Annotated in this window: 19 protein-coding genes; 4 read left to right on the top strand and 15 right to left on the bottom strand. The window is 45.0% G+C overall.

Annotation, left to right across the window (positions count from 1 at the left end; genetic code table 11):
- Positions 1–18: 18 nt before the first annotated feature.
- The 5 genes from ABLT31_RS07665 to ABLT31_RS07645 form a co-directional block, all read right to left on the bottom strand.
- A complete protein-coding gene (locus ABLT31_RS07665) occupies positions 19–201 on the bottom strand; it encodes a hypothetical protein (protein ID WP_367750369.1) in 183 nt (60 codons plus the stop codon).
- A gap of 329 nt (positions 202–530) precedes the next feature.
- The gene (locus tag ABLT31_RS07660) at positions 531–1,058 is read right to left on the bottom strand and encodes an SLC13 family permease (RefSeq protein WP_367750367.1); all 528 of its coding nucleotides are present in this window, start codon (positions 1,056–1,058) and stop codon (positions 531–533) included.
- A gap of 20 nt (positions 1,059–1,078) precedes the next feature.
- Complete coding sequence (locus ABLT31_RS07655) at positions 1,079–1,615, bottom strand: TrkA C-terminal domain-containing protein (protein ID WP_367750366.1); 537 nt, start codon at positions 1,613–1,615, stop codon at positions 1,079–1,081.
- A 70-nt stretch (positions 1,616–1,685) separates the two neighbouring features.
- A complete protein-coding gene (locus ABLT31_RS07650; protein ID WP_367750364.1) occupies positions 1,686–3,038 on the bottom strand; it encodes an aspartate aminotransferase family protein in 1,353 nt (450 codons plus the stop codon).
- 66 nt (positions 3,039–3,104) lie between these two features.
- Positions 3,105–4,613 (bottom strand): CoA-acylating methylmalonate-semialdehyde dehydrogenase, encoded by a 1,509-nt coding sequence (locus ABLT31_RS07645; protein WP_367750362.1) that lies wholly within the window; start codon positions 4,611–4,613, stop codon positions 3,105–3,107.
- A 259-nt stretch (positions 4,614–4,872) separates the two neighbouring features.
- On the opposite strand from ABLT31_RS07645, the gene ABLT31_RS07640 reads away from it, so the two are divergent.
- Positions 4,873–6,387 (top strand): NCS1 family nucleobase:cation symporter-1, encoded by a 1,515-nt coding sequence (locus ABLT31_RS07640; RefSeq protein ID WP_367750360.1) that lies wholly within the window; start codon positions 4,873–4,875, stop codon positions 6,385–6,387.
- A gap of 108 nt (positions 6,388–6,495) precedes the next feature.
- Here the strand turns inward: ABLT31_RS07640 and ABLT31_RS07635 are convergent, their stop codons facing one another.
- The 5 genes from ABLT31_RS07635 to ABLT31_RS07615 form a co-directional block, all read right to left on the bottom strand.
- Positions 6,496–7,041, bottom strand: a complete 546-nt coding sequence (locus ABLT31_RS07635; RefSeq protein ID WP_367750358.1) for a hypothetical protein — start codon at positions 7,039–7,041, stop codon at positions 6,496–6,498.
- 154 nt (positions 7,042–7,195) lie between these two features.
- Positions 7,196–8,089, bottom strand: coding sequence for a nitrilase-related carbon-nitrogen hydrolase (locus ABLT31_RS07630; RefSeq protein ID WP_367750356.1), 894 nt, complete (start codon positions 8,087–8,089; stop codon positions 7,196–7,198).
- 14 nt (positions 8,090–8,103) lie between these two features.
- The gene (gene hydA, locus ABLT31_RS07625) at positions 8,104–9,486 is read right to left on the bottom strand and encodes a dihydropyrimidinase (protein WP_367750354.1); all 1,383 of its coding nucleotides are present in this window, start codon (positions 9,484–9,486) and stop codon (positions 8,104–8,106) included.
- Between the two features lie 34 nt (positions 9,487–9,520).
- Positions 9,521–10,801, bottom strand: a complete 1,281-nt coding sequence (preA, locus tag ABLT31_RS07620; protein WP_367750352.1) for an NAD-dependent dihydropyrimidine dehydrogenase subunit PreA — start codon at positions 10,799–10,801, stop codon at positions 9,521–9,523.
- A gap of 30 nt (positions 10,802–10,831) precedes the next feature.
- Positions 10,832–12,205: an NAD(P)-dependent oxidoreductase gene (locus ABLT31_RS07615; protein ID WP_367750350.1), complete on the bottom strand. Its 1,374-nt coding sequence runs from the start codon at positions 12,203–12,205 to the stop codon at positions 10,832–10,834.
- A 336-nt stretch (positions 12,206–12,541) separates the two neighbouring features.
- On the opposite strand from ABLT31_RS07615, the gene ABLT31_RS07610 reads away from it, so the two are divergent.
- Both ABLT31_RS07610 and ABLT31_RS07605 read left to right on the top strand, forming a co-directional pair.
- Positions 12,542–13,099, top strand: coding sequence for a hypothetical protein (locus ABLT31_RS07610; protein WP_367750348.1), 558 nt, complete (start codon positions 12,542–12,544; stop codon positions 13,097–13,099).
- A gap of 23 nt (positions 13,100–13,122) precedes the next feature.
- A complete protein-coding gene (locus ABLT31_RS07605; protein WP_367750346.1) occupies positions 13,123–13,518 on the top strand; it encodes a hypothetical protein in 396 nt (131 codons plus the stop codon).
- A 165-nt stretch (positions 13,519–13,683) separates the two neighbouring features.
- Here ABLT31_RS07605 and ABLT31_RS07600 read toward each other — a convergent pair whose 3' ends face one another.
- The 5 genes from ABLT31_RS07600 to ABLT31_RS07580 all read right to left on the bottom strand — a co-directional run bounded on the left by ABLT31_RS07600 (position 13,684) and on the right by ABLT31_RS07580 (position 16,663).
- Positions 13,684–13,875: a helix-turn-helix domain-containing protein gene (locus ABLT31_RS07600; protein ID WP_367750344.1), complete on the bottom strand. Its 192-nt coding sequence runs from the start codon at positions 13,873–13,875 to the stop codon at positions 13,684–13,686.
- 160 nt (positions 13,876–14,035) lie between these two features.
- Positions 14,036–15,301 carry a DNA polymerase IV gene (locus ABLT31_RS07595; protein WP_367750343.1) on the bottom strand — a complete coding sequence of 422 codons (1,266 nt, stop codon included), beginning with the start codon at positions 15,299–15,301 and terminating at the stop codon, positions 14,036–14,038.
- A 224-nt stretch (positions 15,302–15,525) separates the two neighbouring features.
- Complete coding sequence (locus ABLT31_RS07590) at positions 15,526–15,714, bottom strand: hypothetical protein (protein WP_367750341.1); 189 nt, start codon at positions 15,712–15,714, stop codon at positions 15,526–15,528.
- 160 nt (positions 15,715–15,874) lie between these two features.
- The gene (gene ppnP, locus ABLT31_RS07585; protein ID WP_367750339.1) at positions 15,875–16,192 is read right to left on the bottom strand and encodes a pyrimidine/purine nucleoside phosphorylase; all 318 of its coding nucleotides are present in this window, start codon (positions 16,190–16,192) and stop codon (positions 15,875–15,877) included.
- Positions 16,193–16,309: 117 nt separating this feature from the next.
- The gene (locus ABLT31_RS07580) at positions 16,310–16,663 is read right to left on the bottom strand and encodes a hypothetical protein (protein ID WP_367750338.1); all 354 of its coding nucleotides are present in this window, start codon (positions 16,661–16,663) and stop codon (positions 16,310–16,312) included.
- A gap of 281 nt (positions 16,664–16,944) precedes the next feature.
- Between ABLT31_RS07580 and ABLT31_RS07575 the strand changes: the two genes are divergently transcribed.
- Complete coding sequence (locus tag ABLT31_RS07575; RefSeq protein ID WP_367750336.1) at positions 16,945–17,448, top strand: hypothetical protein; 504 nt, start codon at positions 16,945–16,947, stop codon at positions 17,446–17,448.
- Positions 17,449–17,537 lie beyond the last annotated feature (89 nt).

Here is a 17,537-nt window from a genome sequence, read left to right as displayed (position 1 = left end):
TCCCCGCTAAGCGGGTTCTTATACTCCAACAAATACTACCTTTGCTTCAGGATTTTCCAATTGGATCTTAAGTACCTCATGCTTGATATCATCGATGTTGTGGCGCAGAACGGTACATTCTGGGCGTTTCTTCATGGTCATGTTGACCTTATCCTGATTGCCATAGGTAATCGTATTCTCGACAAAAATTAATTTGTACACTATGATCATCTCCTTTGCTATAGACTTTACTACAATTTAGGAAAATACTCACTAATTTTTTTCTGCTGGAAGTCATAAAAGCAAATGTTTCTCATAGGATAGATGTTACAACGCAAGGGGGTAGATGTTTGTAGAAATTTGTCTATTAAAGGTCGGATTTAATCGAATTGACAGAACTGTTTGACAGAAATCTAAATCCATGTATAATAATATGAATCAAACTTACGCATCAACTATTACAATATTCGAAGGAGAGGTTTTTATGAAAAGTAAGGCTGTCATTTACTTGTATTATCTCATTCCTTGTATCCTAGGAATTCTATATTACCTTACTCAGATGTAAGCAACTCTGTCGCTATAGCCAAAGCCAGGAAACAATCGATACAGTGATGAGCATGTAAAGCAGGTTTAGCGGAATCCCTACTTTTAGATAATCGGAAAAGCGATAGCCTCCCGGTCCGTAAACAATCAGATTGGTTTGATAGCCGATAGGAGTGGCGAAGCTTGCTGAGGCGGCGATGGTTATGGTAACGATCTGCGCCAGCTTGCTGGGCTATGGCTTGCGAGATGGGAAACATGAGAACAGCTGCAGCATTGTTAGTAACGATTTCAGTAAAAAAGGTCGTGACTAAATATACACAGGCAAGCATGCCGATGATACCAAGGCCATGGGTTACACGGACAAAAGATTGGGCAAGCCAAGCGGCAGCACCAGTCTTATCTAACGCTATTCCTATACCAATGGCGCTTGCAATCATAATGAGAACATTGAAATGAATATGTTTTTTAGCCCCTTCAAATGAGATGGCTTTCGTTATAAATAATACTATAACCGCTAGTACGGCCGCTTTAAACATCGACAGTATCTCCAATGTCGCTAACAATACCACAATAGCAAGATATCCCCAGGTTTGAATTGGATATCCCCTACTTTTGTATTGATTCGCCCTTGATTGCGGTGTACAGCTATGACACCTGCTCCATATTTACCCCGAAAGCTGCTTTCCTTCACTGATTGATTAATAATAGAGGACTGGTGCGAAACAACAGCTTCCACAAGAAAAGCACTCCCATTGTGCAGGTCATCTAATTTAAGGTCTATGCCCGTCTCTATTTTTAGCCCCTTAATTTGTTGCAAATCCACTATAGTCGATACTAATCCTGTAAAAATGAGCCGATCCCCTTCCCGGAGGGTTCGATCGGTTTGTACAGGAGCAATGCGGTGCCCGTTCCGGATAATCTCGATGAGATACAGTCCTTCCAAGCGTCGGAGCCCAGCTTCCGCTACGGTTTTACCTATTATCGGTGAATCTTTCAAAACCACCGCTTCGGACAAGTATTCTCTCGTGCTTTCGACAAAAGTTTCTTCCGAAGTTTTTCGTGACGGCAACAGTCGATATTCAATAGCTCCCATATATACAATGCCAGCAATGCAAACTTTCTTAAACAGTTAAAAATGAAGGCTGACTCAAGTGAGTCAGCCTTCATTTCCATTCTATGGATTGCATGACATGGAGCAAGGTCTGAACCATAAATTCCAGATCTTCATCAGTAACAACAAAAGGCGGAGACAAGGTTAGGATATTATTAAAGCCTGGGACAGTATCCCCATTTCTTCCGATAATCAACCCGCGTTTTTTACATTCTCCAATGACCTGGAGCACAAGCTCAGGTGATGCTGGTTTCTTGCTTTGGCGATTCTCCACTAATTCGATCCCAAGCATAAATCCAAAACTTCGGATATCCCCAACATGAGGATGATCTTCAAGAGAAGCCAGTTTTGCCCTTAGCTGGCCGCCTAACTCCCCCGCTCGCTTTACGAGATTATGCTCTTCGATTAACTCAAGGTTACGGAGAGCCAAGGCACAGGCAGCTGGATTTCCGCCAAAAGTATTGACATGCCGAAAGTGCTGATGGGTCCCCTGTTCCTTGAAAGACTGGGTGAGCTCTTCCCGAACCGCTGTAGCGGATAGCGGAAGGTAGGCACTCGTTATTCCCTTAGCCATCGTTACGATATCCGGTTGTACTCCAAAATTCTGATGGCCAAAAGGCTTCCCAGACCGTCCAAAACCACAGATAACCTCATCTACAATAAGCAGTACCCCATGTTTGTCACAAATGTCTCTTACCTTTGACATATATTCTGGCGGCGGTACGATAACGCCGCCTCCGGTTATCACCGGTTCCATAATGACACCGGCAACGGTCTCAGCGCCTTCCCAGTTGATCGTATCGTCGATAGCGGAAGCGCATTCTAGCTCACAGCTGCCATACGTTTTATTAAAGGGGCATCGATAGCAATATGGCGGGGCCACATGCGAAAATCCTGGCGCAAGAGGTTCATATTTCTTCTTGCGTTCTGCTTGGCCCGTAGCCGCCAGTGACCCCATTGAATTTCCGTGATAAGCCCGATAACGCGAAATAAACTTGTAACGACCGGGTTGACCGTTCTGATGATGATATTGGCGTGCTATTTTAAAGGCCGTCTCATTGGCTTCCGAACCTGAATTCGAGAAAAAAATCCGATACTCTCCTCCCAGCCATTGATTGAGCTTTTCCGTTAGCTGGATAGCGGGAATATGGCTTTGGGTTAGTGGATAGTAGGGCATCAGACACAGTTGCTGAAAGGCTGCGTCTGCCAATTCCTTGTTCCCGAAGCCAATGTTCACACACCAAAGGCCTGACATCCCTTCCAGATAGCGATTTCCATCAATATCGGTAATCCAAGCTCCTTCTGCGCCTTTTACGATCATTGGGTTGGGATTATAGGGTGACATGTGATGCCACATATATTTCCGGTCTGCTTCCAACAGCGTATCCTTGTCATTAGGTTTCACTGAATTATTGGCCCCCTTTTTCAAATATTGCAACAACTATTGCCATAAAGGCATATATAGCAGAAATTATTTTACAAAAGTCTTCTGGGAACCGATATTTAAGTCTCCGTCATCGAACCAGCGAGATGTGATTGTCTTTTTTTTCGTAAAAAACTCAATTCCGTCCTTTCCGTTGGCGTGTAGATCACCATAGAAAGATTGCTTCCACCCCGTAAAGGAGAAGAATCCCATCGGTGCCGGGACTCCGACATTCACCCCTACCATCCCAGCATCGACTCGTTGGACAAACTCTCTGGCGAGTCTGCCACTATTTGTATAGATGCAGGCTCCGTTACCATAGCGGGACTGACTAATAACCTGCAGCCCTTCCTCAAAGTCCTTTACTCTACTTACACTTAGTACCGGGGCAAATATCTCATCTCGAATAATCTCCATCTCGGGATGAGCATGATCAAAAATGGTTGGTCCAAGGAAGTAGCCTTTCTCTATTTCTCCAACATCCTGACGCCCGTCTCGGACAAGTGCAGCGCCCTGGGTCAGTCCTTTTTCGATATAATCATGAACCCGTTGGAGATGAGAAGAGCGGATCACAGGTCCCAGATCGATCCCTTGTTCTAGGCCATTGCCTATCTTTAAAGCGCTAGATTCTTCTATTAGGCAGTGGACCAATTCGTCAGCGATATCGTTGACAGCAACGACTACGCTTGCTGCCATGCATCGTTCTCCGGCACAGCCGAAAGCGGCACTAGCAATCGTTTTGGCTGCTCTGCGGAGATTGCTATCCGGCATAACAAGATGATGATTTTTTGCTCCAGCTAATGCCTGAACTCGTTTTCCATGTGCAGCCCCTGTTTTATAGACGTATTCCGCAACCGGTTGGGATCCCACAAACGAAATGGCTTTCACATCCGCGTGTTCCAGCAGCCCATTGACAACATCATGAGCCCCATGGACAATGTTGAATACTCCTTTAGGCAGGCCTGACTGCTCTAATAATTCCGCAATGCGGATGGATGACATGGGAGTCCGTTCAGATGGTTTGAGAATGAAGGTGTTCCCTGCGGTGATGGCGATAGGATACATCCACATCGGCACCATGACAGGAAAGTTAAATGGACAAATCCCCGCTACAATACCGAGGGGCATGCGGATATTTTCTGAATCTACTTCTCGGGCTATATTGGGAAGGGAATCTCCCATCAGGAGAGTGGGCATGCCAGCAGCAAATTCTACCATTTCAATGGCTCTCAAAAGCTCCGCTTGAGCTTCTGCAAGATTTTTTCCATTCTCCAGCGTAATCATACGGGCTAACTCATCTTGATGCTGGAAAAGTAAATGCTGAAAGCGGAACATAACCCTTGCTCGTTCTATAACGGGCGTTTCGCTCCATGACTGGAAAGCATCCTTTGCCGCATGCACCGCAGCGTTCAGGTCCTCTTTCCCTGATAGGGGTACGCGTGACAGCAGTTCATTTGTTGCCGGATTCGGCACATCCTCGTACATCTCTGTTTGGGCTTCTAGCCATTGGCCCCGAATATAATTTTTTAATCGATCTGCGTTGTTCTTGCTTCTCATATCGTTCCTCCCTAGTAAATTTGCATTTTCTAGTAACGTGTCAATTGCAGAGAATTATAAATTTTCACGTGGGGTTGTTGGAATATATCTGTTGTAATCAATAAAGCGTTTTTAGAGAAATGATTCCCTTTATAAATATATACAAAAAGAATCTAAAATTGGATTATCTGTTAAATAATATACCAAAAAATATTGAATTTTACAACAAATAGGAATATAATAATTACTGAAATCAAATATTGTCTAAAGGGGGCCGAATATGCAGACTCAGATGGAACGGAACGGCATCGTTACGTTAACCGGAGAGGGTGAAGCACTGATTACAGATAGTCCGCTTTGGAATGATGACTTAAGACCAACTACAGAAGAGGAACATCACTGGACGGGCTACAACTTTGCGAGCCTTTGGATCGGAATGTCCATTTGCATTCCTACTTACACCATGGCAGCAGGGTTAATTTCACTCGGAATGAACTGGTGGCAAGCCATTCTGACTATCGTACTTGGCAACGTAATCGTTCTTATTCCCATCCTATTAAATTCACATGCTGGTACGAAGTTTGGTATCCCTTATCCTGTGTTTGCTCGCTTGTGGTTTGGTTCCAAAGGCGCTCATATCCCCTCTCTGGCGCGGGCTCTTGTAGGAGCAGGCTGGTTTGGCATTAACTGCTGGTTCGGCGGGGCGGCACTAGATGCTCTTCTAAGCTCCATGACAGGCTGGGCCAATATTCCGGGGCACACTGGAATCGCCTTCGCTATCTTTTGGGCCTTAAATGTAGTGATAGCCTATTATGGTCCGGAAGCGATACGGATTATGGAAGCGTGGGCTGCCCCCATTCTGATACTTATGGCTCTTGCTCTTCTGGGTTGGGCCGTAACCTCAGCTGGCGGATTTGGCCCGATGCTCTCTGCCCCTTCTCAATTTCAGACAACAGCCGATTTCATGAAGATCTTCTTCCCAGCTTTAACGGGAGCTGTTGCCTTTTGGGCAACGTTAGCCCTGAACATCCCGGATTTTTGCCGCTATGCCAAAAGCCAAAAGGCGCAAATCCTGGGACAGAGTTTATCCCTTCCTACCACAATGGGCGGATTCTCTTTCATTGGTGTCGCCGTGGCCTCCGCAACAGTGTTGATTTTTGGGGAAGCGATCTGGGACCCTACTATTTTGCTGGCTAAATTTCCGCCCTTTGTTATTTTCCTTGGTACCATTGGAATTGTCCTTGCTACATTGACAACGAATGTTGCAGCCAATATCGTTGCCCCTGCTCGCGCCATCGAGAACATTTTGCCTCGGAAGATTACATTTGGCATGGGGGCCGTGATTACGGGAATTGTAGCCATCCTGATGCAGCCTTGGTATTTGCTGGAGAACTTCGGTAATTATTTATTTGTATGGTTAGGTACCTACGGAGCTCTGCTCGGACCCATTGAGGGAATTGCGATAGCCGATTATTGGCTTGTTCGTAAGAGAAAGCTTGACTTGGTTGATCTCTACCGAAAAAATAGCAGATATGACTATGGAACAGGCTTTAACAATCGAGCGATTTCTGCTTTGGTGATTGGAATTGGAGTATCCTTGCTTGGCAAGTTCATTCCAGGGATGGCTTTTCTATGGGAGAATGCGTGGTTTGTAGGATTATTTGTTTCAGGAATTACTTATAGTTATTTTATGAAAGACCATGATAGCATCATCACTACTGACTACTATGATTCGATTACTCGAGTAACCTCCTCCTCAGCTCAGGAAAGAACGGCAGCAACGATTGCAGATTAATGATTTGCTAAAAAGGCTATCCCGTATTATTGGTGTTGGGATAGCCTTTTTTCTACTGTCAGAGTTTTTCCGTAGCTCGACATTAGGGGTGAAATTAGAGAACTGGCGTTAGCCAAGCTTTCTTGATGATCGTGTAATTTGGATATCATCCAGATCAAACACGAGTTCTACTCGAATATCTGTGACATGTTGTTCGGGATAGTAGGAAACAAAGTATGTAAAATGTTCATGAAGACAATATTGTATTCCGTCGTATCCGTTGGAAAGCAAATACTCCTTGATGATGCGGCCTGACCAAGAAATATACTCTTGAACAGGGGGGGTGACCTCGAATGAGTAGCCTTCCGGATGTTTCCAGTTTAAAGCTTTTTCCCTTAAGAGTCCTTCGCCTTCCGGACCACTTAATTGGATGGGGTTGTCCATGTGGAGCTGTTGGCGTAATACCGCAGCTTTTTGATTGGAAGCTTCAGCGTGGCAGAAGGCATATTCTACAGCAACAAGCAGATCACTTACCAGATATAAACCTGAGCCAAATACAGCCTTGGCGGAAAGTCCGTGAAGAAAGTGCTTTCGTTCTTCACTCTGATATTTCTGTTGGTTTACGACCTTACAAGCTTCAGCATAATCAATACCTCGGTAGACTATGAATTCCAAAAAGGCTGCACCACCCTTTCAATATGACTCCCCACTCTTTTTTTATTCGTTAAATTCGTCTAAAATTCCTTTCCTCGCAGAAAAATTTCCTTTTTTCACCATGTTTTTTATAAAAAATGAAAACAGCAGGGAGTTTAGCTCCCTGCTTGTTCATCTATGGCAATAATTTCGTCATATCGCCATAGGTTTCCGGCCGGCGATCCCGATAAAATTGCCACAAATCTCGTACTTCGCGGATTACATTTCGATCCATGTCTCCGATGATTACGCCACTCTCATTTCGGGTTCCTTCCGCAACAAACTTTCCTCTTGGATCTACCAGATAGGACTGTCCATAAAACTCTCCCATATTCCAAGGTGCCTCGAACCCTACGCGATTTATGGCCCCAAGATAATAACCGTTGGCGACGGCATGCGCGGGCTGCTCTAGTTTCCATAAGTACTCCGATAACCCGGCTACCGTAGCGGAAGGATTAAAGACAATTTCTGCACCATTTAACCCTAGCAGACGTGCTCCTTCCGGGAAATGGCGATCATAGCAGATATAGACCCCGATTTTTGCGTAGGCGGTATCAAATACCGGATAGCCAAGGTTGCCCGGTTTAAAATAATATTTTTCCCAGAATCCATTGGGCTTCGGACCCGCTTGAACCTGTGGAATATGCTGTTTCCTGTATTTCCCCAGATAGCTGCCATCGGCATCAATGACAGCTGCCGTATTATAATAAACGCCTTCGGCTACCTTTTCATAGATAGGAAGAACAATCACAATTTGATTTTTCTTGGCTACTTCTTGAAATAGCTTTGTCGTTGGTCCATCTGGTATGGCTTCTGCTGAAGCGTACCATTTTGAATTTTGCTCGGTGCAAAAATAGGGACCATAGAAGATTTCTTGTAAGCAGACAATTTTCGCACCTTTTGCGACAGCGTCATCGACTAGCTTTAAGTGTTTGGCTATCGCCTGATCCTTGTGGACCTGAACTGCTTCATCCCCATGGACGTCATGAGTTGCTTGAATGAGGCCAATTTTTACGGTTTGGCTAGACATTCCCCTTCCCCTCTCTACATGGAATAGGTATTCCTGCGCAAGAACTTTCCATAACCAGGACTGCCTACAAATTGTTTTTCACGGACAACAAATTCTCCTCGGGATAAAACAGAAATCACTTCCCCGACTACCTTCATTCCTTCAAAAGGATTATAATCTACATTCATATGGTGAGTTTCCGCAGAGATCACCCGCTCGACTCTAGGGTCAAATATAACAATGTCCGCATCACTGCCGACGGCAATCGTTCCTTTCTGCGGGAACATGCCAAACAGCTTCGCCACCTTTGTCGATACCGCATCTACAAATTGGTGAATGCTGATTCGTCCACGGTGAACCCCCTCTGAATAAAGAATACTCAGGCGATCCTCAATCAGTGGACCTCCATTGGGAATCTTCGTGAAGTCGTCCTTCCCAAGATCCTTTTGACCTTTGAAGTTAAAGGAGCATTGGTCAGAGCCAACCGTTTGCAGATGTCCATTCTTTAAGGCGCTCCACAGAGCCTCCTGGTGATGCTTTTCCCTGAGGGGAGGAGACCAAACATACTTCGCTCCCTCAAAATCCGGCTTTTGCAAGTAGGTTATGTCGAGTGCCAGGTATTGGGGACAGGTTTCTCCCCATACCTGGAAGCCTTTTTTCCGCGCTTCCGCAATCTTTTCTACTGCATCTGCACAGGAAACGTGAACAACGTAAAGCTGAGAATTGGCAAGAGCCGTTAGGGCGATCGCCCTTCCTGTAGCTTCTCCTTCCACTTCGGGAGGTCGGGTAAGTGCATGATAAATAGGCTCTATATTCCCGTCAGCTAAAGCTTTTTTAGTTAAGAAATCAATAACATCTCCGTTTTCGGCATGGACTTGAACGAGTGCGCCGAGCTCCTTCGCCTTCAGCAGGGTCTGATAGAGAATATCGTCATCGCATTGAAAGACATTTTTATATGCCATGAACACCTTGAGAGAGGTAATTCCTTCTTCACTGATCACTTTAGGGAGCTGCTCGATGACCTGCTCATTCATTTCCGAAATCATTAAGTGAAATCCGTAGTCTATAACGGATTTTCCTTCAGCCTTGGCGTGCCAAGCATCTATAGCCTCCTTAATCGGTTTGCCTTTCGAAGTCAAGCAGAAATCGATAATGGAGGTTGTGCCTCCAAATGCCGCGGCTTTCGTGCCTGTTTCAAAATCATCTGCCGTTGTCGTTCCCCCGAATGGCATTTCCAAGTGGGTGTGTGGGTCAATACCGCCAGGAAAGACATAACAGCCTTTCGCATCAATTACTTCTGCGCCGGGAAGATCTATGCTCTTAGCAATGCTTACAATCCTATCGCCCTCTATAAGAACATCGGCTTGGTAGCGGTCCGTTGCAGTAACAATCGTACCGCCCTTAATGATTTTGCTCATGGCCCCTTCCCCCTTTTTTAAAAAGAAAATAAGATCATCCTGTTTTTGAATCGTTCGATGGGCTGGAAAGCGCCGCTTGTCGCTCATTCCAGGTCAATGGAGGCTTTCCGCTGTCTACTTCGACCATCTCGATGCAATCTTCGACCGGGCAAACAATCGAACAAAGATTACAGCCGACACAATCCTCTTCCCTGACGACTAAACGTTCTTTTCCATTGGCATTCGGTACGCGCTCTATGCATTGATGAGAGGTATCTTCGCAAGCAATATGGCATTTGTTGCAGTTGATGCATAAATCATGGTTTATCCGTGCGACGATCTTATAATTTAAGTTCAAATCCCCCCAGTCTTCGTACCTTTCTACGGTCTTGCCCACGATATCCATAACGGATTCAATACCCATAGCATCCAAGTAATTGTTCAATCCATCAATCATATCCTCTACGATTCGGAAGCCATGGTGCATTGCTGCTGTACAAACCTGCACACCCGAGGCTCCCACAAGCAAATACTCTACGGCATCCTTCCAGGTGGAAATTCCGCCTATTCCGGATATCGGAATACCCACTAAGGGATCTCTTGCGCACTCCGCGACCATATTTAATGATATAGGCTTGACTGCCGGTCCACAGTAGCCCCCGTGTGCCCCTTTTCCGTCCACATGCGGGATTGTATTCCAAGTATCCAGATCGACTCCCATCAAACTGTTAATCGTATTGATCATCGATATGGCGTCTGCACCGCCTTGAGCGGCTGCTCTTGCGGTAAAGCGAATATCGGTAATGTTAGGGGTAAGCTTGACGATAACGGGCGTTTGAGCTGCCTCCTTAACCCATTCCGTCTGCTGCCGGATTAAATCGGGCTGTTGGCCTACTGCAGAACCCATCCCCCGTTCCGCCATGCCATGGGGACAGCCGAAATTCAGTTCAAGTCCATCAACGCCGACATCTTCTACCCTCTTTACGATCTCATGCCATTTCTCACGTTGAGGCTCCACCATAAGGGATGCAATTAAAGTGTGTTTAGGAAATCTTTTCTTCGTTTCGTACATTTCTTTAAGGTTGACATCGAGGGGGCGATCTGTGATGAGCTCAATATTATTAAAGCCTGCTACACGCTGCCCATTGAAGTGAAGGGCGGCAAACCGTGAGGTAACATTGACAATCGGTTCGCCTAACGTTTTCCAGACAGCTCCTCCCCATCCGGCTTCAAAAGCACGCATAACTTGGTAGCCGGTATTCGTTGGAGGGGCTGATGCAAGCCAGAATGGATTCGGAGACTGAATGCCCGCTATATTGATTCGCAAATCCGCCATAGGTTAAGGTCCTCCTTCTTTCGTGGCATCCTAAGAAACTTTCTCTTCCGGGTCAGCGTCCGCCTTAGTAAGGGCTTGATCTACAGCAACCGCTACTAATTTCCCCTGTTGAGCTGCTTCCACAACCATGGCCTCCCCACGTCCAGCCCCAAAAATGCAATCCCCGGCTGCATACACCTTCGCCCGTGAGGTTTGGAAGGTCTCCTGATCGACTTCAATAACGCCATGGGTATGGGTCAAACCAAACGCTTCAATGAGCTCCAAGTGCCTCGTCTGACCGATCGCTGTCACTACAGCATCAACTTCCAGGGTGAATTCTGAGCCTGGGATCGGTACAGGCTTTTGTCTTCCCCGGGCATCCGGTTCTCCCAGCTCCATTCGGATACACTCTAGTGCCTGGACTTTTCCTTTTCCAAGAATTCGCTTAGGTGTAACGAGCCAGCGAAACTCTACCCCGTCTTGCTTGGCGAATTCGTATTCAAACGGGTAGGCTGTCATCTCGTTTACTGTCCGGCGGTAAAGAATTTTAACATTATCTGCTCCCAAACGCTTCGAACAGGTGGCGGCATCTATGGCTGTATTCCCTGCTCCGATGACAACGACGCGGGCTCCCATCATGCGATCATCTAACGGCTTTGTCTTCGTATCTTCAATAAGCTGGATGCCGTCAAAAACGCCGGGCAGGTTCTCGCCTTCAATACCTAGCGAAGGAACACTGCCCATCCCGACTGCAAGCACAATGGCGTCATATTCCTTCATAAGCTCTTCTGTGGTGATGTCCTCGCCTACACAAGTGTCTGTTCGGATTTCTACCCCCATTCTTCTTACTTGTTCTACTTCCCATAGGGCAATGCTCTGAGGCAGACGAAAAGATACAATGCCATAGGTATTCAATCCTCCAGCTTGTTCCTTTGCTTCAAAGATCGTGACTTTATATCCCTTTCGCGCTAGCTCTCTTGCTGAGGATAACCCTGCAGGTCCGCTGCCGATGACCGCTATCTTTTTTCCGTTGTATTCCCTTGGCTTAATGAGCACCTCGTTGGACTCAATCGCCCAATCTGTAGCATGGCGCTGCAGCATGCCAATCAGGATGGGCTTAGATGCTTCATTCAGGACACAAGCTCCCTCGCATAATAGCTCGGTAGGGCACACCCGCGCGCAGCTGGCTCCCACAGGGTTGGCATCTAAAATGGTTTTGGCGGCGCCTTTCATATTTCCTTGAGCGATTCTCTTAATAAATTGGGGGATATTGATTCCGGTTGGGCAGGCTGTTATGCAAGGAGCGTCGTAACAATACAAACATCGGTTAGCTTCATCCATCGCGTCTTTTTCACGGAGTGCGGGTAAAACCTCGGAAAAGTTGGCATAGAGGCTGTCTATAGGGGAGACATTTTCTTTTTCCACTTCACTTAACCTCCTTGTCCTTATTGATCAAGATGGCTGTCCGACATGAGGTTCAAGCTCTGTTATCCAGAGCCATCGCTTCATTATTTTTCAAAATTAAATGATAATTAATTATATTCAGTTTATGTTACCAATGTTATAATGTCAATATATTAATAACGCCATATATTTTTTTCTGTTTATCAATCCGTAAAAATATTTATATTAATTAAGTCCTTTTATATTTAATCATTCCCTGTGAGGAAGTATGCCCCGTTATGGTTTCATCCCTTCTCATCTAGATATCTCTTGAGATAAAATAAAGTTAGTAAATATGAGTTGGAAAGGAGGGATAGCATGACCCGCAGCCAGGCCGATGAGATCTCTTTGCTTCGGAAGGAATTGGAAGAACAGATCGCAGTGATCGAAAAACGAATGGCAGATGATCAGGCTTCTCTCCAATCGCTGAAGCTTCGATTGAAGGAATTAATAAACCAGGAAAAAGAAAGGGCTCATTATCTTTCCTCCAGTGAAATCTTAGAGCTCATTTATCACCATACGGGAAAAGAAAGCAATATGTCTACGATCAAGCGCTGGGCTGATCAGGGATTTCTAGGTGAAGTCATTGATGAAAAAGAGGTTTTTTGGGCCTTAAAAACCAAGCAAGGAAAAAAACGCTTCCTTTATCCGAAGAAACAGGTATACCGTTTCCTGTTTGACAAAGCGTTGATTCGCCCTAGGTTTGATATTCTGGACCGGGTTCGCATCAGTGATTCCAAACATCCGAACTTCGATGAGGCAGCCGTTGTTGTGAAAAGTGGATTGATGGAAGACGAGTTTTATTATACGTTGCAAACGGAAACAAGTTTTTCGGTGGTTGAGCAGGTAGCCGAATCATGGATTAAACCGATATAGAGACAGGGCAGGAGTGGTTTGAGATGAGGGTTTCACTAACATTGGAAAATACATTGGATAATCAGCAGGCTTCCCGATTGATTAAAAATACAAATAAGGAAAAGAACAACAATATAGAGGTTTCTTTTTCAAACGACCTAAAGAAAATCGTGCTGGAAGGTGACACCATTCTCGTTCCTGATGCACGGGTATTGAATCAAAAGGATGTAAGCTTTACTGGTGAAGTTCATTGCCAGGGAGAAATGTGTGAAATCACGGCCAAGGAAAAGGGAAAAACGGTAAATCTGCATTTAGATTCCCATTTGGTACAAGAGCTGGAACAAATCCGGCAGTATGTATCAAGCAAAACTCAACATGACGTTCTGCTGGAAATTTTTAAACGGGGCATTAAGGAGCTGAAGGCTGAACGTAGCGATTAAGATCTTTGGGGGTCTATTTTAAAATCGGTATCAGAAATGATTAGTTTTTCCATTGTAAAGGTTAATTTGCCTTTATCTTGAAACTAGATGATGTTACCTCCAGTCTATAGACGAAAAGTCGCTTCTTATGCCTTCTTGCTCAATAAAGAAAGCGACTTTTTGCCATTATGATTTTTTCCCTTGAATATAGCCGCTTTCAGTTAAGTTTTTTAACCAGTTTTTAATGGTCCGCCGATGTCTGCCAAAATGATTAACCATTTCATCCATGGAAGGAATAACGAATTGCCGTTGTTCCAAATATCGCCAAAGGATATATTCGCTCATTCCTAGCTTTACGATAATTTCATGAGGATACATGCAGTCTTTCCTTTCTCCCTTGATCTTGGTTTCTTTGTCAGTTCCTTCGCCCGAATTCCTATCTTCTAGATTTTAACATGGAAGATCGTTCCAACACCCTTTTTGGAAAATTTAAACTTATGACAATTAACGATTAATCCCCATTGGTTTACCTTGCTTTTTATCCGTAATGGCCTCCAATCTTTGCGCTTCTTTCTAAAGCGATACCTCCTTCGACCAAGCTGGAAGCCTTGATAATGGAAGTCGGTCCGAATGAATCGCGGATCTGATCCACGGCAAAAGCTAAGCTTCTCTTTTTCTCCCTTGTCTTATAGCTGAACATATCCAACTGAATTTCCTGGTCCGGACTGAGATTGGACAAGGACACGTATATGTTTCGAACTTCTTCCCCTAAAGTATAGTGCGTATCGAACAACTGAAGGCAAACGGCATAAACCTCATCCTCTAGGTTCGTTGGCGTAGCAATCGACTGCGAGCGGGAGAAGCCCCCCATTGCATCGTGGGAATAACCAATCCCTAAAGAAATGGTTCGACCGGCCATTCGGTCCTTGCGAGCCCGAGTGGTTACTTCATCGCATAATTCGCGGATTACAATCTTGATCTCCGAAGGCTTGACATAGTCGCGGAGTAAGGTGACGCCGTTTCCATAGCTTTTATGCGTCTGGCTATAATTTGGCTGCACACGGGAAAAATCAATGCCCCAGGCATGGTTGAAGAGCTGCACCCCCATAACGCCGAATCGGTTCTCCAGCAGGGAAACCTCAAATTCAGCCAACTGGCCAATCGTACGAATGCCCATCCGGTTTAGGTTTCGTTCCATGCGCGACCCAATCCCCCACATATCCTTGACCGGATGGGGCCACAGCCTCGCAGGCAGATCCTCAAAAGTCCATTCGGCAATTCCTTCCGGCGCTTTCTTGGCATCTAAATCCAAACAAACTTTGGCCATTAGCATATTGGGCCCAATCCCGATCGCTAAGGGAATCCGCAGCTCCTCCCAAATGGTTTGCTTAATTTTTCTAGCTACAGACCATTTTTCACCGAAAAGCTTTTCCGTTCCCGTGACATCAATCCACGCTTCATCGACCGAGTACTGCATAATGCTATCAAAGGGGGCAAAACGCCCGAGGATCTTCGTTAATTCTAAACTGATCTCTAAGTATTTGGACATCTTCGCTTTGACAATCTGGATTCGGGGATCTCGGGGCAATTCAAAGAACCGCGAAACATTTTTCACTCCAAAATCTCTCTTTAATGCGGCTGAGGCTGCAAGAATGATGGAACCGCTCCTCTCTGGATCGCCAACGACAGCCAAGTAGGCGGTCAAGGGATCTAGCCCAAGCAGCGAACAATGTGCGGAAGCATAAAAACTCTTGGCATCCAGCATAAGGATAGAGCGTTTAGGCATTTGACTATAATCAAACATAGTTCACCTATCCTTTCTAAAAAGGAACATTTGTTCTTATTTTATGCGAACTATAGGAGAACTTGCAAGATGAAAAAAATTACCAAACGCTACCTATGCAAAAAGGTGTTCCATGTAACGGATGGAACACCTAGAATATCAAGGCTATTCAATTGAACGAGCGGTAGAATATCGGATAAAAGGGCTATTCCACCTCCGTGGACACCCTTTTGTCCATTCGGCTATCACTCGACATAAACCAGTAGAGCCACAAAGCTAACGACAGCAAGTACAATTGACAAAGCACCTTGGAAGAATCGCTTCTGAAAAAGACGCAAAACGCCAAAGCTAAAGAACGATCCTGCCAAAAGGATGGCGATCGCACCAATAACAAATAGTGGAACCGTTAAGTTGTTTAATTCAGCAATACCCATAATAAATAGGCCTCCTTATAGGAAGGGAACATTTTTCGCAGTTATCATACCATATCTGCTTAAGAGAATCCACAAAGAAAACTTGGCTTAACTCATAATATCCGTTTGGAAGCAATATAAAAAGACTAGCCAACAACGCAGGTGGCTAGTCTTTTGTCCGCTATTCCTTAATATAGGAGCAGCAATAATCAGTAACTCGATATACCTTCAACTTGAACGATGCGTTTGCAGGCACGGTAAATTGCGTACCGGCACGAAAGCTTTTCCAATCCGTTTCACCAGGAAGCAGTACATCTAGTTCTCCCGCAGCAATTTCCATAATTTCCTTTTCGCTTGTTCCAAACTCGTATTCCCCAGGCATCATGATACCTAAAGTTTTTTTCGTTCCGTCTGCAAACAATACAGTACGGCTGGTTACCTTACCCTCAAAGTAAATATTTGCCTCTTTCATCACGGTGACTTGCTCAAACTGCGCCAATGTTCTCTCTCCTTTATCTAGTTCATGATATAACTATACCGATATGAGAACAGATAGGCAACAAGAAAACTGGTACAAGAAAAAGCCCTCGATTAGAGGACTTCTGTTCACGGTGTATTAAAGGTTTTCTTCCGACTCCTCAAACTCACCAGCTTCCCCCATATGCAAACCCGGATAAAGCTCAATGACAGCTTCCTTCTTTGCTCCATTATACTTGTCAGGTCGATCGATGTTACGGTAAGTCAACTCCAAATTATGTTCGAAACCGGCCGAGACCAGCTTGTTATACAACATTTCCACGGTTTTATTGACGCGATGAATATCGTGAGTAAGCCCTTTATAGAGGAGTACGTAACCAGCGGCACTATCCTCATCACCATAATGAGACAGTTCAAAATCCCGAATTAAAACGCCGCCATGCTCCTGGAGCTTCTCCCAAAGTTCCTCGGCGTTGGCATAAAAGGTTTCCATCTAAATCCCTCCCTATATCGTTCTATCCTAGTATGAATCCTGCCTAGCCGTTTTATCCTAGATTGACAAGTTTTTGTCGCACTGTCAGAATTTATAACTTCGTTACATTATTTGAACAGCACGAGGAAAACTTGTAGCTTTCCCCTAACTTGACATTGATGTCAAGTTAGGGAATTGGCGCGAGCCAAGTTTTCTTGTTGTGAACCGGACACCTGGTTTAGGGTGCAGGCAAGCGGGTGATGCATATGTATAACATAAGAAAGATAAGATGGGAGAAGGTTATGGATCACTACTTTGTCTATCGGTTAAGAAAAAAGCTGGATCGCATTGTCCGCCACCCGGAATTTCGAAAACTAAAAGAAAGTGCCGGCAAAACATTGGGTCATGCCTATATCCCTGTTCCCCTGACGGCGAAGATGATACAAGCGGCTCTGGTGCAGGCTCAGATCGAAAATGTTCAAAAGCTGAAAGTCACCATCCATAACTCCTTGCTGTACATACAAGGAGAGGCAAGGAAATGGATGATCAAAATCCCTTTTTCTCTTGTTTTGCAGCCAGCAAAAGTCCATGGCAGAACGGTTGCCTTTCTAATCCAGGAAATGACCCCTATCTTGAATGAGACAGTTAACCAGCAAATCTTCAACCGCCCTCCCTATCTTCACTATCAGGATAGGCACATTTATTTAGACTTAAATCAATTGGACCTTATACGAAGCATAAAAAGGGGTTCTATTAAGCAGATGGAGATTAAAGAGGATCTACTATGGTTGAAGATTGGGATGTGAGGTGGGCAAAATAGAAAAAAGCCGGTGAAAATCCGGCTTTTTATGTTAGATATAAGAAAAATTGTTGTTCCTACGAGACTTAACAGGAG

The organism is Ammoniphilus soli, assembly GCF_040813775.1.
The sequence above is the reverse complement of the archived record's forward strand: the minus strand, read 5'-3'. Positions and strand labels throughout refer to the sequence as shown.